General features: G+C 69.2%; 20 protein-coding genes. 12 read left to right on the top strand and 8 right to left on the bottom strand.

What is annotated here, in order from left to right:
- Positions 1-61: 61 nt before the first annotated feature.
- Positions 62-433, bottom strand: a complete 372-nt coding sequence (locus NKG96_RS11815; RefSeq protein WP_254535151.1) for an SRPBCC family protein — start codon at positions 431-433, stop codon at positions 62-64.
- Positions 434-536: 103 nt separating this feature from the next.
- Here NKG96_RS11815 and NKG96_RS11810 point away from each other — a divergent pair, with 103 nt between their 5' ends.
- On the top strand, positions 537-1,031 hold the full coding sequence (locus NKG96_RS11810; protein WP_254535150.1) for a GNAT family N-acetyltransferase: 495 nt from the start codon (positions 537-539) through the stop codon (positions 1,029-1,031).
- Here the strand turns inward: NKG96_RS11810 and hisD are convergent.
- The 3 genes from hisD to NKG96_RS11795 all read right to left on the bottom strand — a co-directional run bounded on the left by hisD (position 949) and on the right by NKG96_RS11795 (position 3,307).
- A complete protein-coding gene (gene hisD, locus NKG96_RS11805; protein ID WP_254535149.1) occupies positions 949-2,235 on the bottom strand; it encodes a histidinol dehydrogenase in 1,287 nt (428 codons plus the stop codon). The two genes, NKG96_RS11810 and hisD, sit on opposite strands and share 83 nt — an antisense overlap.
- 44 nt (positions 2,236-2,279) lie before the next feature.
- Positions 2,280-2,972, bottom strand: a complete 693-nt coding sequence (locus NKG96_RS11800; RefSeq protein ID WP_254535148.1) for an ArsR/SmtB family transcription factor — start codon at positions 2,970-2,972, stop codon at positions 2,280-2,282.
- A gap of 125 nt (positions 2,973-3,097) precedes the next feature.
- Positions 3,098-3,307, bottom strand: coding sequence for a hypothetical protein (locus NKG96_RS11795; RefSeq protein ID WP_254535147.1), 210 nt, complete (start codon positions 3,305-3,307; stop codon positions 3,098-3,100).
- Between the two features lie 107 nt (positions 3,308-3,414).
- Between NKG96_RS11795 and NKG96_RS11790 the strand changes: the two genes are divergently transcribed.
- From NKG96_RS11790 to NKG96_RS11775, 4 genes are all read left to right on the top strand, one after another.
- The gene (locus tag NKG96_RS11790; protein ID WP_254535146.1) at positions 3,415-3,627 is read left to right on the top strand and encodes a hypothetical protein; all 213 of its coding nucleotides are present in this window, start codon (positions 3,415-3,417) and stop codon (positions 3,625-3,627) included.
- A gap of 52 nt (positions 3,628-3,679) precedes the next feature.
- Positions 3,680-4,246 (top strand): Rieske (2Fe-2S) protein, encoded by a 567-nt coding sequence (locus NKG96_RS11785; protein WP_254535145.1) that lies wholly within the window; start codon positions 3,680-3,682, stop codon positions 4,244-4,246.
- 89 nt (positions 4,247-4,335) lie between these two features.
- Entirely contained in the window at positions 4,336-5,154 is an 819-nt protein-coding gene (locus NKG96_RS11780; protein ID WP_254535144.1) for an alpha/beta fold hydrolase, read from the top strand.
- A gap of 54 nt (positions 5,155-5,208) precedes the next feature.
- Positions 5,209-5,997 carry an HpcH/HpaI aldolase family protein gene (locus NKG96_RS11775; protein WP_254535143.1) on the top strand — a complete coding sequence of 263 codons (789 nt, stop codon included), beginning with the start codon at positions 5,209-5,211 and terminating at the stop codon, positions 5,995-5,997.
- Between the two features lie 79 nt (positions 5,998-6,076).
- Here the strand turns inward: NKG96_RS11775 and NKG96_RS11770 are convergent, their stop codons facing one another.
- On the bottom strand, positions 6,077-6,922 hold the full coding sequence (locus tag NKG96_RS11770; protein ID WP_254535142.1) for an alpha/beta fold hydrolase: 846 nt from the start codon (positions 6,920-6,922) through the stop codon (positions 6,077-6,079).
- 172 nt (positions 6,923-7,094) lie between these two features.
- Between NKG96_RS11770 and NKG96_RS11765 the strand changes: the two genes are divergently transcribed.
- On the top strand, positions 7,095-7,394 hold the full coding sequence (locus tag NKG96_RS11765; RefSeq protein WP_254535141.1) for an antibiotic biosynthesis monooxygenase: 300 nt from the start codon (positions 7,095-7,097) through the stop codon (positions 7,392-7,394).
- A 156-nt stretch (positions 7,395-7,550) separates the two neighbouring features.
- Positions 7,551-8,135 (top strand): cupin domain-containing protein, encoded by a 585-nt coding sequence (locus NKG96_RS11760; protein WP_254535140.1) that lies wholly within the window; start codon positions 7,551-7,553, stop codon positions 8,133-8,135.
- A 410-nt stretch (positions 8,136-8,545) separates the two neighbouring features.
- Here the strand turns inward: NKG96_RS11760 and NKG96_RS11755 are convergent, their stop codons facing one another.
- Positions 8,546-9,898 carry an NAD(P)/FAD-dependent oxidoreductase gene (locus tag NKG96_RS11755; protein ID WP_254535139.1) on the bottom strand — a complete coding sequence of 451 codons (1,353 nt, stop codon included), beginning with the start codon at positions 9,896-9,898 and terminating at the stop codon, positions 8,546-8,548.
- A 103-nt stretch (positions 9,899-10,001) separates the two neighbouring features.
- Entirely contained in the window at positions 10,002-10,175 is a 174-nt protein-coding gene (locus NKG96_RS11750) for a hypothetical protein (RefSeq protein ID WP_254535138.1), read from the bottom strand.
- 191 nt (positions 10,176-10,366) lie between these two features.
- Here NKG96_RS11750 and NKG96_RS11745 point away from each other — a divergent pair, with 191 nt between their 5' ends.
- The 3 genes from NKG96_RS11745 to NKG96_RS11735 are packed head-to-tail and all read left to right on the top strand — an operon-like array spanning position 10,367 to position 13,183.
- On the top strand, positions 10,367-12,133 hold the full coding sequence (locus NKG96_RS11745; RefSeq protein WP_438267352.1) for an Nramp family divalent metal transporter: 1,767 nt from the start codon (positions 10,367-10,369) through the stop codon (positions 12,131-12,133).
- A gap of 46 nt (positions 12,134-12,179) precedes the next feature.
- On the top strand, positions 12,180-12,584 hold the full coding sequence (locus NKG96_RS11740) for a hypothetical protein (protein WP_254535136.1): 405 nt from the start codon (positions 12,180-12,182) through the stop codon (positions 12,582-12,584).
- A complete protein-coding gene (locus NKG96_RS11735) occupies positions 12,581-13,183 on the top strand; it encodes a hypothetical protein (protein WP_254535135.1) in 603 nt (200 codons plus the stop codon). Before NKG96_RS11740 ends, NKG96_RS11735 begins: the two co-directional genes overlap by 4 nt.
- A gap of 14 nt (positions 13,184-13,197) precedes the next feature.
- Here NKG96_RS11735 and NKG96_RS11730 read toward each other — a convergent pair whose 3' ends face one another.
- The gene (locus NKG96_RS11730; protein WP_254535134.1) at positions 13,198-13,770 is read right to left on the bottom strand and encodes a CFI-box-CTERM domain-containing protein; all 573 of its coding nucleotides are present in this window, start codon (positions 13,768-13,770) and stop codon (positions 13,198-13,200) included.
- Between the two features lie 117 nt (positions 13,771-13,887).
- Between NKG96_RS11730 and NKG96_RS11725 the strand changes: the two genes are divergently transcribed.
- Both NKG96_RS11725 and NKG96_RS11720 read left to right on the top strand, forming a co-directional pair.
- Positions 13,888-14,856 carry a D-2-hydroxyacid dehydrogenase gene (locus NKG96_RS11725; protein ID WP_368409252.1) on the top strand — a complete coding sequence of 323 codons (969 nt, stop codon included), beginning with the start codon at positions 13,888-13,890 and terminating at the stop codon, positions 14,854-14,856.
- A 53-nt stretch (positions 14,857-14,909) separates the two neighbouring features.
- Entirely contained in the window at positions 14,910-16,451 is a 1,542-nt protein-coding gene (locus NKG96_RS11720) for an amidase (protein WP_254535132.1), read from the top strand.
- The last annotated feature ends 200 nt before the right edge of the window (positions 16,452-16,651 follow it).

The raw sequence follows: 16,651 nt of genomic DNA, 5'->3' as shown, positions 1-16,651 counted from the left end.
TCGAGGCGCGCCCTCAGTTCCACCAGTTCCTCGCGCAGGCGACGGGCCATCAGGCGACGCATCAGGGCCGGAGGACGGTGAACATCGCCGCCGTCGCCCGACCGTCGGGGGCCGTGTCAAGGGCGTTCGTGACGCGCGTCCCCGTGGCGGTGGGTTCGAGGGTGAGCACCCCCTCGAAGGGGAACGGCCCCTCCACCGACCGGATGCCGTACCGGGTCGGCGGGTCGTAGGCCGTCACCTCGTAGGTCATCCGGTGAGTGCCCGGCCCGTAGGTGTACTGGCTCTCGTAGCGCGCGCCGACGCCCGCCTCCTCGCTCAGTCGCCGCACGTCGCTGACGCCCACGATCCACTGGTCCATGCGCTCGGCGTCGGCGACGAACGCGAACACGCCGTCTATCGGCCTGTCGATGTCCACGGTGGCGGATGCTCTCACGGTCGGAACAAGTTGGCGAGCCGAGGGGATAACCGTTCGTACGGGTCGGGGTGGTCGACAGTCCAACCCTCGAAGCGATGGGCCTCCGCCCCCTCACGCCGGTATGGCCGCCGTCACGGAACTCAGGACCGAGGCCGACCGACAGCGGGGGTTGCCGGTCATGCGGGACCTCTTCCCGCACCTCACCGCCGAGCAGTATCGGTCGTTCTTCGAGGACGACCACCTGTTCGCGCGCACGCTGTCGGGCGAAATCGTCGGCCTCGCGGGCGTCTCGGTCCGGTCCGTCCTGCACCGCGAGCGGCACGTCTGGGTCCACGACCTCGTCGTCGCCCACCCGCACCGGGGGGAGGGCCACGGGCGACTGCTGCTCGACCACGTGGAGGCGTGGGCGAGAGCGCAGGGCTGCGATCTCGTGGCGCTGGCGACCGGGGCGGACCGCGACGTGGCCCGCCTGTTCTACGAGAGCAGGGCTACGAGGAGTGGGGGTCGGTGTACGAACGACGGCTCTGAATCGACTACTCGCCGTCGCCGGACTCGAAGCGCTTCTCGACGCTCTCGGCGTGGGCGTCCAGTCCCTCCGTCCGCGCGAGGGCGGTGACGGTTTCCCGGAGGTCCGACAGGCCCTCCTCGGAGAGCCGCTGGACGGTGGTCGACCGGAGGAACGTCTCCACGGAGAGGCCGCCCGTGACGCGCGCGCCGCCGCCCGTCGGGAGGACGTGGTTCGTCCCACTGGCGTAGTCGCCCGCCGCGACGGGCGTGTGCGGTCCGAGGAAGACGCTCCCGGCGTTCGTGATGCGTTCGAGGAGGGCCTCGTCGTCCTCCGCGAGTATCACGAGGTGTTCGGCGGCGTACTCCTCGGTGAACAGCACCGCCTCGGGCATCGACCGCGCGAGGAGGACGGCGCTGGCGTCGTTGGCGAGTGCCTCGCGGATGGTGTCCTCGCGGTCGCGTTCCGCAGCCTGCTCGTCTACCTCCTCGACCACCGCCTCCGCGAGGTCGGTGTCGTCCGTCACCGCGACCACCGACGCGTTCGGGTCGTGTTCGGCCTGCGCGACGAGTTCGGCGGCGACCAGCTCGGGGTCCGCGGTGCCGTCGGCGAGGACGGCCACCTCGCTCGGCCCGGCGAGGAAGTCGATCTCCACGTCGCCGCGGACGGCGGCCTTCGCGGCGGTGACGAAGCGGTTTCCCGGCCCCACGATCTTCTGGACGCTCGACACCGTCTCCGTGCCGTAGGCGAGGGCGCCGATGGCCTGTGCGCCGCCGACCTGGTAGACGGCGTCGGCCCCGGCGACGTGAATGGCCGCCAGCGTGGCGGGGTTCAGTTCGTCCGCGGGGGGCGTACAGACGGCGACGTGGTCCACCCCCGCGACCTTGGCGGGGACGACGCCCATCAGGGCGCTGGAGGGGTACGCGGCCGCCCCGCCGGGGACGTAGACGCCGACGCGTTCGATGGGGCGAAAGCGTCGGCCCAGTTCGCGGCCCGGCGAGAACTCGCGCCGCCAGTCCTCGGGCACCTGCGCCTCGTGGAACTCCCGGACGTTCGCGGCGGCCCGTTCGACGTGCGCGAGGAGGTCCTCGTCCAGTTCCTCGGCGGCGCGTTCCACCTCGTCGGCGATGTCGAGGTTCCCCACCTCGACGTCGTCGAACTCGCGGGCGAACTCACGGAGGGCGACGTCGCCCTCGGTCCGGACCCGGTCGACGATGTCGCGGGCCGTCTCGGCGGCGTCCTCGACCCCCGCGTCGCGCTCGAACAGCGCGCGCCGGGCGTCGGGACCGAGGTCCGCCAGTTCCTGAATCTCCATACGCCGACTGCGGGAGGCGCGCTGAAAACGGTTTCCGACCCGCGCTACCGGGTGGCGTACAGCACGCCGAGGCCGACACAGAGGACGAACAATCCCCCGAGGAAGAACGCGAGCGCGGGATCGAGCGCCATCGCGGCGTCGACGGCCCCCTCGCTCGCGGTTCGCGTCGCCTCGGCGGTGGCCTGTGCGGCCCCGCCGCCGTCGACGTCCTGCGCCCCGATGCCGCCCCCTCCGTCCCCAGACTCGGTCGGCGCGGTGTCGGCGCTCCCGGCGTCCCCGTCCGCGCCCGTGAGACCTCCGAGGCTCCCCTGCAGGTACGTTCGCAGGGCGACGGTGGCGAGGCCGAGTGCGAGGACGACGCCGAACACGCGCGCGAGGAGCGAGCGCAGCGCGGAACGCTGTGACTCCCGGCCCGCGAACAGGACGACGGCCTCGCTGGTCGGCGCGTACACCGTCATCTCGGTGCCCTTCTCGGAGTAGCCCGTCCCGGCCCCCTCGATGAGGTCGGCGTCCTCCAGTTTCCCGAGGTGGTAGTGGACGTTCTGGAGCGAGGTGCCGATCTCGTCGCGGATCTCGGCCGGCGTCGACGGCTGTTCGTAGAGGAAGGCGAGGACGCGGCGCGTCGTCGAGGAGGAGAGCGCCTGAAACGTCTCGTCGGCGTTCTCGTCGTCCAGCCCGACCACCCACGGCTCGTCGGGTTCCGCCACCGACTCGCCCCGGAGCGGCAGTAGACTCATCGTGTGTCCCTATCGCACAGGCAGATAAACCCCTTCCCATGCCTCAAAGCGAGCTTTGAGCCTCCCGGACTGTCGCCTCGGATGGGACAAACCCCCGTTTGAGGTGGGTCAAACGACCCGTTGACTCACTCCAGCGGGCGCAGGCCCGACCACGCCAGCAGGCCGCGGACGAAGAGGAGACAGACCAGCGAGGCCGCGAGCAGCGTCGTCGGCGCGGCGAGCAGTCTCGCCGTCCTGAAACCCACGATTGCACGGGTGAATCCGAGAATCACGAAGCTCACGAGGACGAGAGCGAACGCCAGCACGGCCAGTTTGCCGTAGGTCTGGTGACGCATGGGCGACGCTGGTGGGCGTACGCGGCGGATCACTAAACCGCTCGCGGTTCCCCGGCGACGGCCGCGGGTTCCGTCACCCCTTTGCTCGGACGGCGGGAAAGGGGGACATGGACGAGACTGACGGGATGGAGGGGACGAGTGACACGGAGGACCGAGACCAGACGACCGAACGCGACGTGAGCGTCGAGGTCGAAGTCGACGTCGAGGTGGACACCGACGAACTGGAGTTCGAAGTCGAGGACAGGAAGACGGCGGAGGCCGTCCTCGAAGCCGAGGGCCTCACCATCGAGGTGGAGGCGGAAATCGAGGTCGACGAGTAGGGCGCACGCGCAGCGACAGCATCTTTTAGGCCCGCCGAAAAATAGGGGGAGTATGCGCGAGGGCATCCGCGTCTCGGTCACGACCGACGACGAGGACGAGACGGTCACGGTCCACGACACCGAGGGCACGGTCCGCGCCGGAGACGCCACCTTCCGGTTCGCGGTCGACGACATCGGGACGTCCACAGGGGACGACACGGGAGCGGGCGACGACGGCCCGAACGAGGACGCGAGAGGTCCCGGGGACCCGAGCGACGACCCCCGGTACGTCGCCCCTCTCGACGACCTCCCCGAGGACGGGACGAAGCTCTACGAGGCCCGCGCGGGCAGGCGCGGGACGGAGTTCATCGTCCGCCGCGAGGGTGACTCGGCGCTGGCGTGGCGCAACTCCTGCCCGCACGAACCGGACGTGCGCCTCGACGAGGGCTTCGGCGCGCGGGTGACCGACGACCACATCGTCTGTCACAAACACGGTGCGCGCTTCGTCCGCGGCGAGGGCTTCTGTACCCGCGGTCCCTGTCGCGGCCAGTCGCTCGACGCCATCCTCGTCGAGGTGCGCGACGGACAAGTTTTCCTCTCCGACGACCGCTTCGACTCCTGCCGGAAGATTGGGTTCTGAGGGACCGAGCGCGGCCCGCCGTATCGGTCGATAGCACCTCGACCACCGAACTACTATGTGGTAGCCGACCTCCGTTCGTGGTGATTGTCATGAAACAACATACTGTGGCAGGTGGTAGTGGCATCGACATCCACGTGGACGAGACCGGGTCCCCCGGCGGACGGCCGATACTGTTCGTCCACGGCTACTCGCAGTCCCGACACGCGTGGGCGAACCAGATGAACTCCGACCTCGCCGAGGAGTTCCGTCTCCTCGCGATGGACAACCGTGGGCACGGGCTGTCGGACAAACCCCGCGACGCCTACGGCGACTCCTCGCTGTGGGCCGAGGACGTCCGGGCGGTCATCGAGACGCTGGACCTCGACGACCCCGTTCTCGTCGGGTGGTCCTACGGGGGACTGGTCATCTCGGACTACCTCGGCGAGTACGGTGACGACGACCTCGGGGGAATCAACCTCGTCGGTGCCATCTCGAAACTCGGCACCGACGAGGCGACCGCGGTCATCGGCGAGGCGTTCCTCGAACTCGTCCCGGGCTTCGAGTCTACGGACACCGCCGAGAGCGTCGAAGCGGTACGGAGCCTCGTCGAACGCTGCGTGGCCGGAGGCATCGACGAGGAGGACCTCTACTTCGCCCTCGGATACAACGTGGTCGTCCCCCCGTACGTCAGGGAGGGTCTCCACAGCCGAGAGGTAGTCCACGACGAGGACCTCGCCGCCGTCGACGTGCCTGTCCTCGTCACACACGGCGAGGAGGACGTCGTCGTCCTCCCGGACGCGGCAGAGGACCACGCCCGACGGATCCCCACCGCGGAGACGTCCTACTACGGCGGAGTCGGACACAGTCCGTTCTGGGAGGCCCCCGACAGGTTCAACGAGGAACTCCGCGAGTTCGTCGCGGGACTGTAGCGCCGTTCGAGAACCGCCGGCACGCTTTTCGTCACTTCCTGTGTCTGTAGGAACATGAACGGGACCAGTACCAACGGCCTGCGGGAGCGACTCGACGGGGGGGACGTCGCCCTCGGCGTCCTCGACAACGCGTACAGTCCGACGCTCGTGGAGTTCTACGGCGAACTCGGGCTGGACTTCGTCTGGCTGGACTTCGAACACGGCGGCCCGAGTCCCTGGCACGGCCCCGCGGTGGAGGACCTCCTCCGGGCCGCGGAGCGAACGGGCACCGAGATTCTGGCGCGCCTGCCGACGACGGAGCCGACGCTCGTCCGCAAGGCCCTCGACCTGGGGGTCAGGAACCTCTTCCTCCCGCGCGTCGAGGGGGCCGAGGAGGTCCGCGAGGCGGTCCAGTCCGCGCGGTTCCGCTACGACGGTGGGGCGGGCGAGCGCGGCCTCGCGGCCCCCCGCGCCCGGCGCTGGGGTCTCGCGGACGACTACGTGGCGGGCGAGGATCGCGAGACGGTCGTCGGCGTGACCATCGAAACCCGCGAGGCGGTCGCCGACATCGACGCCATCCTCGACGTGTCGGAACTCGGCTTCGTCTTCGTCGGCCCGTTCGACCTCTCGGTCTCGTACGGCCACCCCGGCGAACTCGACCACTCGGAGGTCGAGGAGGCCGTCGAGACGGTTCGCGCCGCCGCCGTCGAGGCGGACGTCCCCCTCGGCGGTCTCGGGTTCGGCATGGACGACGTGAACCGGAAGGTGGCGGACGGCTACCGGCTGTTGAACCTCGGGAGCACGACGGGGGCGCTCCAGGGCGTCGTGAACGGCTGGTTCGACGACTTCGACGGCGACCGGTAGCGGGGCCGAGAGGGGCGCGCCGATGCCCCCGGAGTCGCGAGCGGTGCGGTCGTGCGAAGCGCCGACTCCCGCCGTCCCGTCAGTCGCTCGCCGCCCCGGCCCGTGGCGCGTCGAGGTCGGCGAGGAGGTCCGCCAGCGTCTCGTCGAACGCGGACGGCGCGTCGAGGTTGACGAGGTGGCCCGCGTCGGGAATCTCCGTCACCGACGCGCCCACTTCCGCCGCGAGCCGTCGCCCCTGGTACTTGACCAGCGGCGCCTCGTGGTCGCCGAAGACGAGCGCGACCGGCGTCTCGACGTGCGAGAGGTCCGGCGGGTCGAACCGGTAGAGCGCCGCGAACACCTTGTGGAACTCGTCGGGGTCGACCTCCCCGGCGGTCGCTATCGCCGCCCGCCGGACGGACGGGTCGATGGAGAGCCACCGGCTACCGGTCGTCACGGTGATCCCCGCGAGCATCGACCGGAACGTCGCCTCCGACCCCATCGTCGCGAGCGAGCCAGCGAGCGCCGGCAGGGGCGAGCAGAAGGGCTTCACCCACGTCGGCATGTCGACCGGTGGCATCGAACGGACCGGTCCGGCGAGCAGCGCTCCGGCCGCCCGGTCGGGGTGGCGGTCGAGGTAGTTCTGGACGACCATCCCACCGAGCGAGAGGCCACAGAGGAGGGGTGATTCGACGTTGAGGTGGTCGAGGAGGCGTTCGAGGTCGTCCGTGAAGAGGTCGATGGAGTAGCGCTCCTCGTCGGTCGCGCCCGTCCGACCGTGTCCCCGGACGTCGAGTCGGATGACCCGGTACTCGTCGGCGAACGACTCGACCTGCGGGGTCCAGGCGTGAGCGTTGCTCCACCCCCCGTGGACGAACACCAGCGGCCGTCCTTCACCAGTCTCGTCGTACCACAGCGTCGTGTCGTCGAGCGCTACCGTTGTCATCGTCTCCTCTTACAAAGTGCACACACGTCAATTGACCGGGATCCTGACCGGACGAATGACGCTCTCCGGGCCGCGACGAACTTCCGGCCGGGAGCGTCATCGTGGCACTGTAACTCGACGTCCCACGGTACGTGTTATCTCCTCCGATGCCCTATCGTACCCGCGATTCGCGATGGTGAACGTACTCATCAGGCACACGGTCGAGGACTACGAGCGGTGGAAACCCTACTTCGACGACCACGCGGGCGTCCGCGCGGAGGGCGGCGAACGGGGCTATCGGCTCTTCCGGACGTTCGAGGACCCGAACGAGGTCGTCATTCTCTTCGAGTGGGACACGGGGGACAACGCGCGGGCGTTCCTCGAATCCGAGGACCTCCGAGAGCGGATGCACGAGGCGGGCGTCCTCGGCACGCCCGAAGTCGCCATCCTCGACGAACTGGAGGCGAAGACGGCGGGCGAACCGGTCGCCTAGCCGGACGCGGCGCCCCGGCGCTCTCGCCACTCGTCCCCGCGGAGGCCGACGTACCCCACGTCGACTCGCTCGGCTCCACCGAACGCCGCCGTCTGTGGGCCGCTGTCGCCGCCGTGAGGCCGGCGAGTTCATCTCCTGTCACGGCGTAGTACACAGATGAGTTCCGAGGCGTACGTCGACGCGAACCCGGTCGTCCGTGAGTGCTACGAGCGACTGGGGTGCCTCCTCGAGGAGGGCGACGACGCCTTCGTCGGCCGGGGTCCGGCCCTCCTGCAGGCGGCGATTCGGGACCCGGCGTTCTTCGACGGCGTCGCCACCGACCCCGCGCCGCCGGGGTCGTACACCCGTCGAAGGGTCGTCGGCGACCCGGGGCGACACGTCGTCCGGTTCATGGAGTGGCCGCCGGGGTTCTCGTTGCTCCCCCACGAACACCACGGCCGTCCGTGCTTCGAGGTGCTGGTGGAGGGCCTGCTCGCAGTCGTCGACATGCGGGCCGACCCGGTGAGCGACGGTCTGTACGAACTGACGCCCCTCGGGACGACGGTGGCCCGCCCCGGCGACGCCGCCGTCGTGGACCCGCGGGTCAACGGCGTCCACGCCGTCTACAGTCCCGTCAGGAGTCGGTCGCTGCACGTCTACCCGAGCGACGAAGCCCACGCCTACGGCTACTGTCTCGTCGAGGACGGCTCCGACCGGTACTCGCGGGAGCGGTTCGACCTCCGGCGGGAACCCCGTGAGTGAAGTCGCCGGTCCGAAGACCCCGACGCCGTCGCTGTCGAAGCGTGAGTGTCGCCCGGAACACTAACGTCCGACCTCATCCCGTGGCGGCGTGCCGCGTCGGTCGGGAAACCCTCGTGCCGGGCGGGTCGCGCTACGCGCGACCGGATGCTGAGGCGGCCGAAAGACGCGGAGCGTCTCTCGAGCCAACCAGACATCTTCGATTTCTGGTGATGGCGCAAGCCGCCGAAGCGCGAGGTCCGTCGGGACCTCGAAGTACCGCGCCGGTTACGCCGGCCAGGCGGAGGCACCGTCGCCTCGAACTGTCGCGCACCAGGGTTCGCCGCACCCTCATTGCACCCTGTCGGGTCTACTCGGGGCGGGGACTTGTGGTACGCACCCGGAGTAGACGACTGCTCCGGTTAAGCGTGTCCCTACACCGCGTAGGCGTCCTCGCGGATCTGGACGTAGCGGTCGCTCCGGAGGCCGAACTTGATGCGGCGGTAGCGTCCGAACAGGCGCGCCCCGGAGAGACCCGCCATCAGCGAACTCGCGAGACCGTAGTCGGTGCCGCGACGGAGGATCTTGTCGGCGGTGGCGAACGTTCGGTCCCAGTCGCGCGGGCCGTGCCCTCGGACGAGTTCCGAGAGGCCGACGTTCCGTCGGACCTCCTCGCCGATGGCGCGTTTCCACTCGTCGTTGTACGCGCGGAGGGCACCGAGGGCGGCCAGTCGCCCGGCGATCTTCCCCGTCCGGACGGCGACGTGGTCGCCGCCCTCGTGGAAGGCGCTGGTCGCGCCCATCGCGCCGCCGACGACGGCGATGTTGGCGGCCGTCGGGGAGTCGATGGGTCGGGTCGAGGAGATGGGGTACGTCTCGGTGCCGCCCTGTTTCCCCCGGTCGGTCACGAGCGGGAAGTCATCGAGGTCGTACTCGGGGTGGAGGCGGTCCAGCAGGCGCCGGATGTACACCTTCCCCTGCGGGATGCGCTCGTCCTCAGGGTCGATGAGGGCGTACTCGTCGCGGTGTTCGACCGTCGAGAGGTCGAGACCGATGGGCATCGTGAGGCCGACGCGGGCGACGGTGCCGTCGTTCGGGAACACCCATGGATAGGCGGTGTGGCCGGGCATATAGCCCCACCAGAACTTGAGCCGGTCGGGTTCGAACAGTTCCTCGGGGAACTCCCGGAATTCCTGGTAGGCGATGTGGTTGGCCCGCGTGGACGCGAGGTTCTCGACGGAGCCGTCCGGGAGGAGGGGGTCGAGCACCTTGCTGGTCACCGTGCGCTGGGGGCCGTCCGCGAGGACGAGGTACTCCGCCTCCAGTTGGGACCCGTCGCGGAGCGTGAGGACGTGCGAGCCGTCGATGAAGTCCGTCTCCACGTCGCTGACGGCCGTCCCGACGCGGTACTCCGCGCCGGCGTCCTCCGCCCGCACGCGGAGCCAATCGTCGAACTTCGTGCGGTGCATCGTGAACCCGAAGTTGGGGTAAGAGGACTCGATGCCCGTCGACTCCATGGTGAACGACTCGTTGGGGCCGATGAACTCGGTCGCGTGGAGTTCGCGGGCTTTCACCCACTCGGGGATGGGTTCGTCGAGGTCCATCAGGTCGACCCAGTAGTCGAGGATGCCGGCGGCGTCCGTCGAGTCGGGACCGAGTCCCTCGCGGTCGGCCCGCGGCACCCCCTTCTCGATGACCACCGCGTCCGCACCCTCCACTGCCGCCGCCCGTGCTGCCGAGGCCCCGGCAGGGCCGCCACCGACGACGGCCACGTCCACCTGTTGCATACCCATAGCCCCGGGGCAACGGACTTAAACGGCGTGACTTCACCTCAGGGAACCGACCCGTCCGGACCCACGGTGGACCGACAACCGGGGTGCCCCGGCCCGCTCAGATGCGCTGTTCGAAGGGTCGGTCGCCGTACTGCAGGAGGTAGGCGTAGGCGGCCAGCGAGACGACGAACACGGCCGCGACGGTGTACATCCCCTGCTGGACGAACAGGAGCGCGAGGAGGACGGCGGCGACGATGATGGCGCGGGTGAGCGCGAGCCCGGCGAGTGTCATACCGTCACTAGTTCACCCACGGGGATAACACCCCGGAGGGATGTGCGCGCCTCTCGCCCACCCGAAACGTTGTTTGTTTCTGTCAGTTTGTGGGTTGCAGCCACCGCTAGATTTTTGACTGGTAGTAGATACCTAGGGACGAGTCCCGTGGTAGCACGGTACGGGGCGACAAATGACGGACGTGTGATGACATGACGGGCGATACACCAATGGACGAAACAGACGTCGAAACCGACGGGGGTGTCGTCAGCGAGGACGACGACATCTACACGACGGCGGAGGTCGGAGAACAGTATCGGGAGTCGGTCTATCGCGACCAGAACTACGAGAGCCTGGAGTCGGCACCACAGAACGCGGACCACCCGAAGACCGGACGGCTCGGGCGGTTCAAGGTGACGGACCTGCCGAAGGTGCCGAAGGTCAGCCACATCGTGGGGCCGAGCGCAATCATGCTCGGCGCGTCGCTGGGCAGCGGCGAGACGATGTTCTGGCCGACCATCATCGCCGACTACGGCTGGGCGCTCTACTGGGCGTTCTGGATCGGCGTACTGACGCAGTTCTTCATCAACACGGAACTGCAGCGCTGGACCATCGCGACGGGCGAGAGCATCTTCCGCGGCTACGACCGCATCCACGCCGTCTGGCCGTGGTTCTTCCTCGTCGCCGGGTTCTTCCACCTGGGATGGCCGGGGTGGGCGGCGGGCGGTGCCGAGGTGTTCGCAGCGTGGACCGGCATCGTCCCGACGGGGGACTGGTGGATCATCGGCGTCGTGTCGATGGTCGTCATCTTCCTGTCGTACCTCGCCGGCCCGGTGATGTACAACATCATCGAGAAGATACAGATCGGCCTGATGTTCCTCGCCATCCTGTTCGCCGTCGTCCTCATCTTCATCGTGGGGTCGGCGGGCCAACTGGCGAACGTCCCGGCCGGTGCCGTGCAGTTCGGCACCCTGCCGCCCGCGGACGAACTCGACATCGCCACCTTCCTCGGCGGCCTCGCGTACGCGGGCGCCGGGGGGTACATCAACCTCGCACAGGGCGTCTGGGCCCGCGAGAAGGGCTACGGCATGGGGACCTACCAGGGTCGCGTGAAGAACCCCCTGCGCGGGGCGACCCCCGAGGAGGTCCACGACGGCTACAGCTTCGAACCGACCGAGAAGAACCTCAAGCGCTGGCGTGGCTGGTGGAAGGTCACCCAGCGCGAGCACTTCCTGACGTTCGTCATCGGTCTCCTCGTGGTCGCGACGGTGGCGATGACCATCTCGATGGAGTTCGCACAGGGCGCCTCCTTCGACGGCGGCATCGACATGTGGCTCAACGTCGTCATCCCGCAGTTGCCGGGACTGACGGCGACGATGCTGTACGCGACCATCTTCGTCGCGCTGTTCAGCACCCAGTACGCCATCGTCGAGGCGTTCGTCCGCAACAGCGTCGACATCCTCTTCCAGGGGTACGGCCGCCGGGCCGGCTGGGACCTCTCGAAGGTGTTCCTCGGACTGCTCGCCGGGTTCACCCTCTGGGGCATCGCTATCATCGTCGCGAGCGGTACCCTCGAAGGGTTCGGTCAGCCGTGGCTCCTGCTGGTCATCGGCGCGGCCATCGCCGGCGCGATGATGTGGCCGTACAACGCCCTGACGACCATCCTGAACACGACGCGACTGCCCGAACACACCCAGCCCGGGTGGGGCCGCGTCGTCGCCATGTGGTGGGCGACGGGCTTCTTCGGCTACTTCACCGTCCTGCTCATCGGCGGCGTGCTGAACAACCCCGACTACAACTTGAGCTTCCCCATCATGCAGACGACGGTCGACGTCGTCAGCAGCAACGCGGGCGGCTACGTCCTCTGGGCGATATTCCTGCTCGTCCAGATCTACGTGATGGTCGTCTCCGCGCGGGCGAAGATGGACGCGAGTGGAACCGTCGCCGGTGCCGACGAGGCGTCCGGCTTCCTCTCGTAATCGGCGGACCCGAGGCTTTTTCTTTGGCGGTGCGAAGCGAACGGTCATGAACGCGAGAGCGCGAGCGCTGGGACTGCTGGTCGCCCACCGATTGGTGGTGTACCTCGGCGGGTTGCTCGTCATCGCCGCGCTCTCGCTCGCCTCCCGGACGGGCGTGGCGGTGCCCGTCGAGGCCCGCACCGCCGTCGTCGTCGTCGCCCTCGGCCTGATGGTCCTCACCTACGTTGGCGAGCGCCGGTTCCAGGGGCGCGAGGGGGGTATCGACACCGTCGGGAACGGGCGGGCCACCTACTCGTGGCGCACTCGCTTCGCCGCCGTCATGACCATCCTCGGCATCGCCGCCGGCATCTACGTCCTCCTCGCCGTCGACCTCGCACTGGGACTGCTGTTCGTCGCTGGGGCGTTGCTGTTCGCCCGCGTCGCCTTCGGCGGCGAGGAGGTGGAGGCGTGAGCGACTCGCCGCCCTCCGACGCCGGGGACGACGAACCCTCCCGCGGGACCGACCCCGGCGACTTCGGCGCGGACCCCGAACCGGAGGAGTTCGAGCACCTGCCCACCTCGGACATCGAGGTGGACCTGCACGTCCACTTCGGGATGACCGGGTCGTTCCCGCTGCGCCTCGCGGAACTGTTCTTCGCGGACGACGGCCTCCACGTCGCGGAGTACGCCTACCTGACGCCGATGTTCGGCCTCGGGATGAAGAAACACGAACGCGAGGCAGACGCGATGGGCCGAATCTTCGACATCCACGGGGTCGACGAGGTGCTCCTGCAGGCCGACACCGTCTTCTGGTACGGCTACCCCGCCGTCGAGCGAATCGTCGTCCACGACGGCGGGCGGACGGGCCGGCCCCGCCTCGCCGTCCACACCACCGAACGCCCGCCCCACGCCTACCGCCTCCACGACGTCGAGGGCGACGAGGACGAGTTCGACGAGTTCGTCGCCTCCCTCGAAGCCTGCGGGGAGCGCCACGGCTTCGCCGTCGACCGGAAGTCGGGCGTCGGCTTCTCGCTCAGAGAGAGCCTCGCGCGCTTCTTCGTCCGGTACTGACCGGGCTACTCGACCTACTCGACTCGCTCCCGGACGCGAATCAGCAGGTGCCCGGCGAGCGCCAGCGCCACCCCGACGACGTACAGGAGCGTCAGGAGCACGGAGAGGGCACGCCGGGCGAGTCCCGACTGCGCCTCTCGGCGACGCGCCAGCGTGGCACAGCGCTCGACCAGCCACTGGACCGTCCGGGCGGTCCGCGAGTCGGGGTGTTCGGCGATGGTGGTGGCGATGGGGGGACTGACGCGCTCGTAGACGGCGACCAGCGCCCGGCCCGTCGCCGTCGGCGTCATCGCCCCGTCGCGGAAACCCCGGAGGGCGTCGAGCGTCGGTCCCTCGCCGGCGGCGGCCGTCGTGACGAAACACGCCGAGTGGTGCTGTTTTATCTCGGCGCGCAACAGGTCCGCCTTCGCGTAGCGGTGGGAGTCGTCGTCGGGGAACTCGAAGTCCGGCGAGACGACGAAGGCGTCGACGGAGTGCTTGAGGTACACTTCGCCGTGTTCGTGGCGCCGACCGTCGCTGGTGACGACGGTGAGGTGTTTCTTCCGCCCGTCGCCGACGAACCCCTCCTCGAACTCCTCCGCTGGCATGGGGTGCGCTACCGGGTGCCGGTACAAAGCGGTTTCCCGTCGCGGCGGTCGGCGGGCGGGAGGCAAGCCTCGTCGCGGCCGTCGGGGACTATGTGGGGTGGGGGCGAAGCGCCCCGCATGAGTCAGACGCCCGATGTCGTCGTCCTCCGCGACGGCGTCCACGGGATGCCCGTCGACGACTACGCAGACGCCCTGCGCGAACGCCTCCCCGACCACGAGATTCGGGTCGGCTACACCCCCGCACAGGAACGGGAACTGCTCGCGGACGCCCCGGTGGCGACGGGTCGCCTGCTGGACGCGGACTTGCTCGCCGACGCCCCCGCCCTGCGCTACTTCGCGTGTGCGTACGCCGGCTACGGTCACCTCCCGGTCGACGCCCTCGAATCGCGCGACGTCGCCGTGACCACCGCCTCGGGGGTCCACGGGCCGAACATCGCCGAACACGTCGTCGGGTCGATTCTCGCGTTCGCCCGGCGGTTCCCCGAGGCGTGGCGCCGCCAGCAACGCCGCGAGTGGCGACACATGCAGTCGCACGAACTGACCGGCTCGACGGTCACCGTCGTCGGCCTCGGGGGAATCGGCGAGACGGTGGTCGGCCGTCTCTCGGGGTTCGACGTGACCACCCTCGGCGTCCGCCACAGTCCCGAGAAGGGCGGTCCGACGGACGAGGTGTTCGGCTCCGACGACCTGCACGAGGCGCTCGCCCGCACCGACTACCTCGTGCTGGCCTGCCCGCTGACCGACGAGACGCGCGGGATGATAGACGGGGCAGCCTTCGAGACGCTCCCGCCCTCCGCCGTCCTCGTGAACGTCGCCCGTGGTCCCGTCGTCGACACCGACGCACTCGTGAGCGCGCTTCGAGGCAGCGAGATCCGCGGGGCGGCCCTCGACGTGACCGACCCCGAACCCCTCCCCGAGGACCACCCCCTGTGGACGCTCTCGAACGTCCTCCTCACGCCACACAGTTCGGGCCACACCCCGGAGTACTACGAGCGACTGGCCGACATCGTCGCGGAGAACCTCCGGCGGGTGGCCGGGACGGGGTCGTACACCGACCTCCGCAACCAAGTTCTCTCGCCCGAGTAATTCTCCTGTCGGGGAGCTAGGGTTTTGTCGCGGGCCTCGTCACGTGTGACCGTATGACGGAACTCCCACCGAACGTCAGGCCGCCCACGCCCGAGGAGATTCGCGAGCACGCGGCGACCCACTTCATGTCGCTCTCGGAGGCCGAGGTGGAGGACTTCGCCGCCGCCATCGAGGGCACCCTCGACGGATACGAGCGACTGGACGCACTGCCGGAACCGACGCAGGACCGCCAGTTCACGGAGCGCGACCCCGGCTACCGGCCCGACGACGAGGAGGACCCGCTGAACGCCGTCGTCAGGAAGTGCCGCGTTCCGGGGGCCTCGACGGGACCGCTGTCGGGGTACGAGGTCGGTCTGAAGGACAACGTCTCGCTGGCGGGCGTCGAGATGACCTGCGGGTCGAAGCTGTTCGACGGGTACGTCCCCGAACGCGACGCGACGGTGGTGACCCGACTGCTGGAGGCGGGGGCGACCATCACGGCCAAGTTGAACATGGAGGACATGGCGTTCTCGGGGAGCGGGGAACTCTCCGCGACGGGTCCCGTCCTCAACCCGCACGACGAGGACCACATCGCCGGCGGGTCGTCCAGCGGTTCCATCGCGGCCGTGATGAACGGCGACGTGGACGTTGCCATCGGCGGCGACCAGGGTGGGTCCATCCGCATCCCGGCGTCGTGGAGCGGCGGTGTCGGCCACAAACCAACGCACAGTCTCGTCCCCTACACGGGCGTCGTCGGCCTCGGCCACACCTACGACCACGTCGGGCCGATGGCGAGGGACGTCACGGACTGCGCGCGGGTCCTCGACGCGATCGCCGGGAAGGACCCCGACGACCCGCGACAGGGGGCCGTCCCGACGGAGGCGGGCGGCTACCTCGACGGCCTGGGCGACGACCCCTCGGACGTGACCGTGGGCGTCCTCGCGGAGGGGTTCGGCCACGAGGCCAGCGAGGAGGGCGTCGACGAGCGAGTACAGGATGCACTGGACGACTTCGAGGCGGCAGGGGCGACGGTCGAGGAGGTGTCCGTCCCGATGCACGACGACGGCCTCGCCATCTGGAACGGCGTCGTCATCGAGGAGACGCGGGCGCTGGTCCGCGACGAGGGCGTCGGTCACTTCGGGAAGGGCCACTACGACACGCAGTTCGCGGAGACGTTCGGACGCGCCCGTCGAGCGGGGGCGGACGACTACCTGACGACGCTCAAACTCACGCTCGTCCTCGGCGAGTACCTCGCGGAGCAGTACCACGGGCGCTACTACGCGAAGGCACAGAACCTCGCTCGCGAACTGGCCGAACGGTACGACGAGGCGCTCGCGGACGTGGACGTACTGGCGATGCCGACGACGCCGCAGACGGCCCACGAGCGCCGCGACCACCTCACCCGACTGGAGGTCATCGAGCGCGCACTGAACATGCTCGACAACACCGCGCCGTTCGACGTGACGGGCCACCCGGCCATCTCGGTGCCCGCGGGCGAATCGGACGGGTTGCCGGTCGGACTGATGTTCGTCGGGGAGCGCTTCGAGGACGCGACGGTCCTCGGGGCCGGACGGGCCTTCGAGGCGAGCGTCGGCTGGGACTGGCAGGAGGACTAACCCTCCCGTCCCGCCGGTTCTCCCACCCGAGCGTCGTGGCGCTCCTCACCACGGTGACTGGTACCGATACCCGTTCGATACATATCCAACGATAATGTAGATTACCGAAGATAGGGGATACCGTTGCCGCGAAAAGTGTGCTACTGAACGGTGATTGCCGCGAATGTCAATCGCTACCACAAGTTTAACCCTATCGACCC

Source organism: Halomarina litorea, assembly GCF_024227715.1.
GTDB lineage: Archaea > Halobacteriota > Halobacteria > Halobacteriales > Haloarculaceae > Halomarina > Halomarina litorea.
Note: the sequence above shows the minus strand (reverse complement) of the source record. Positions and strands in the feature narration are given on the sequence as shown.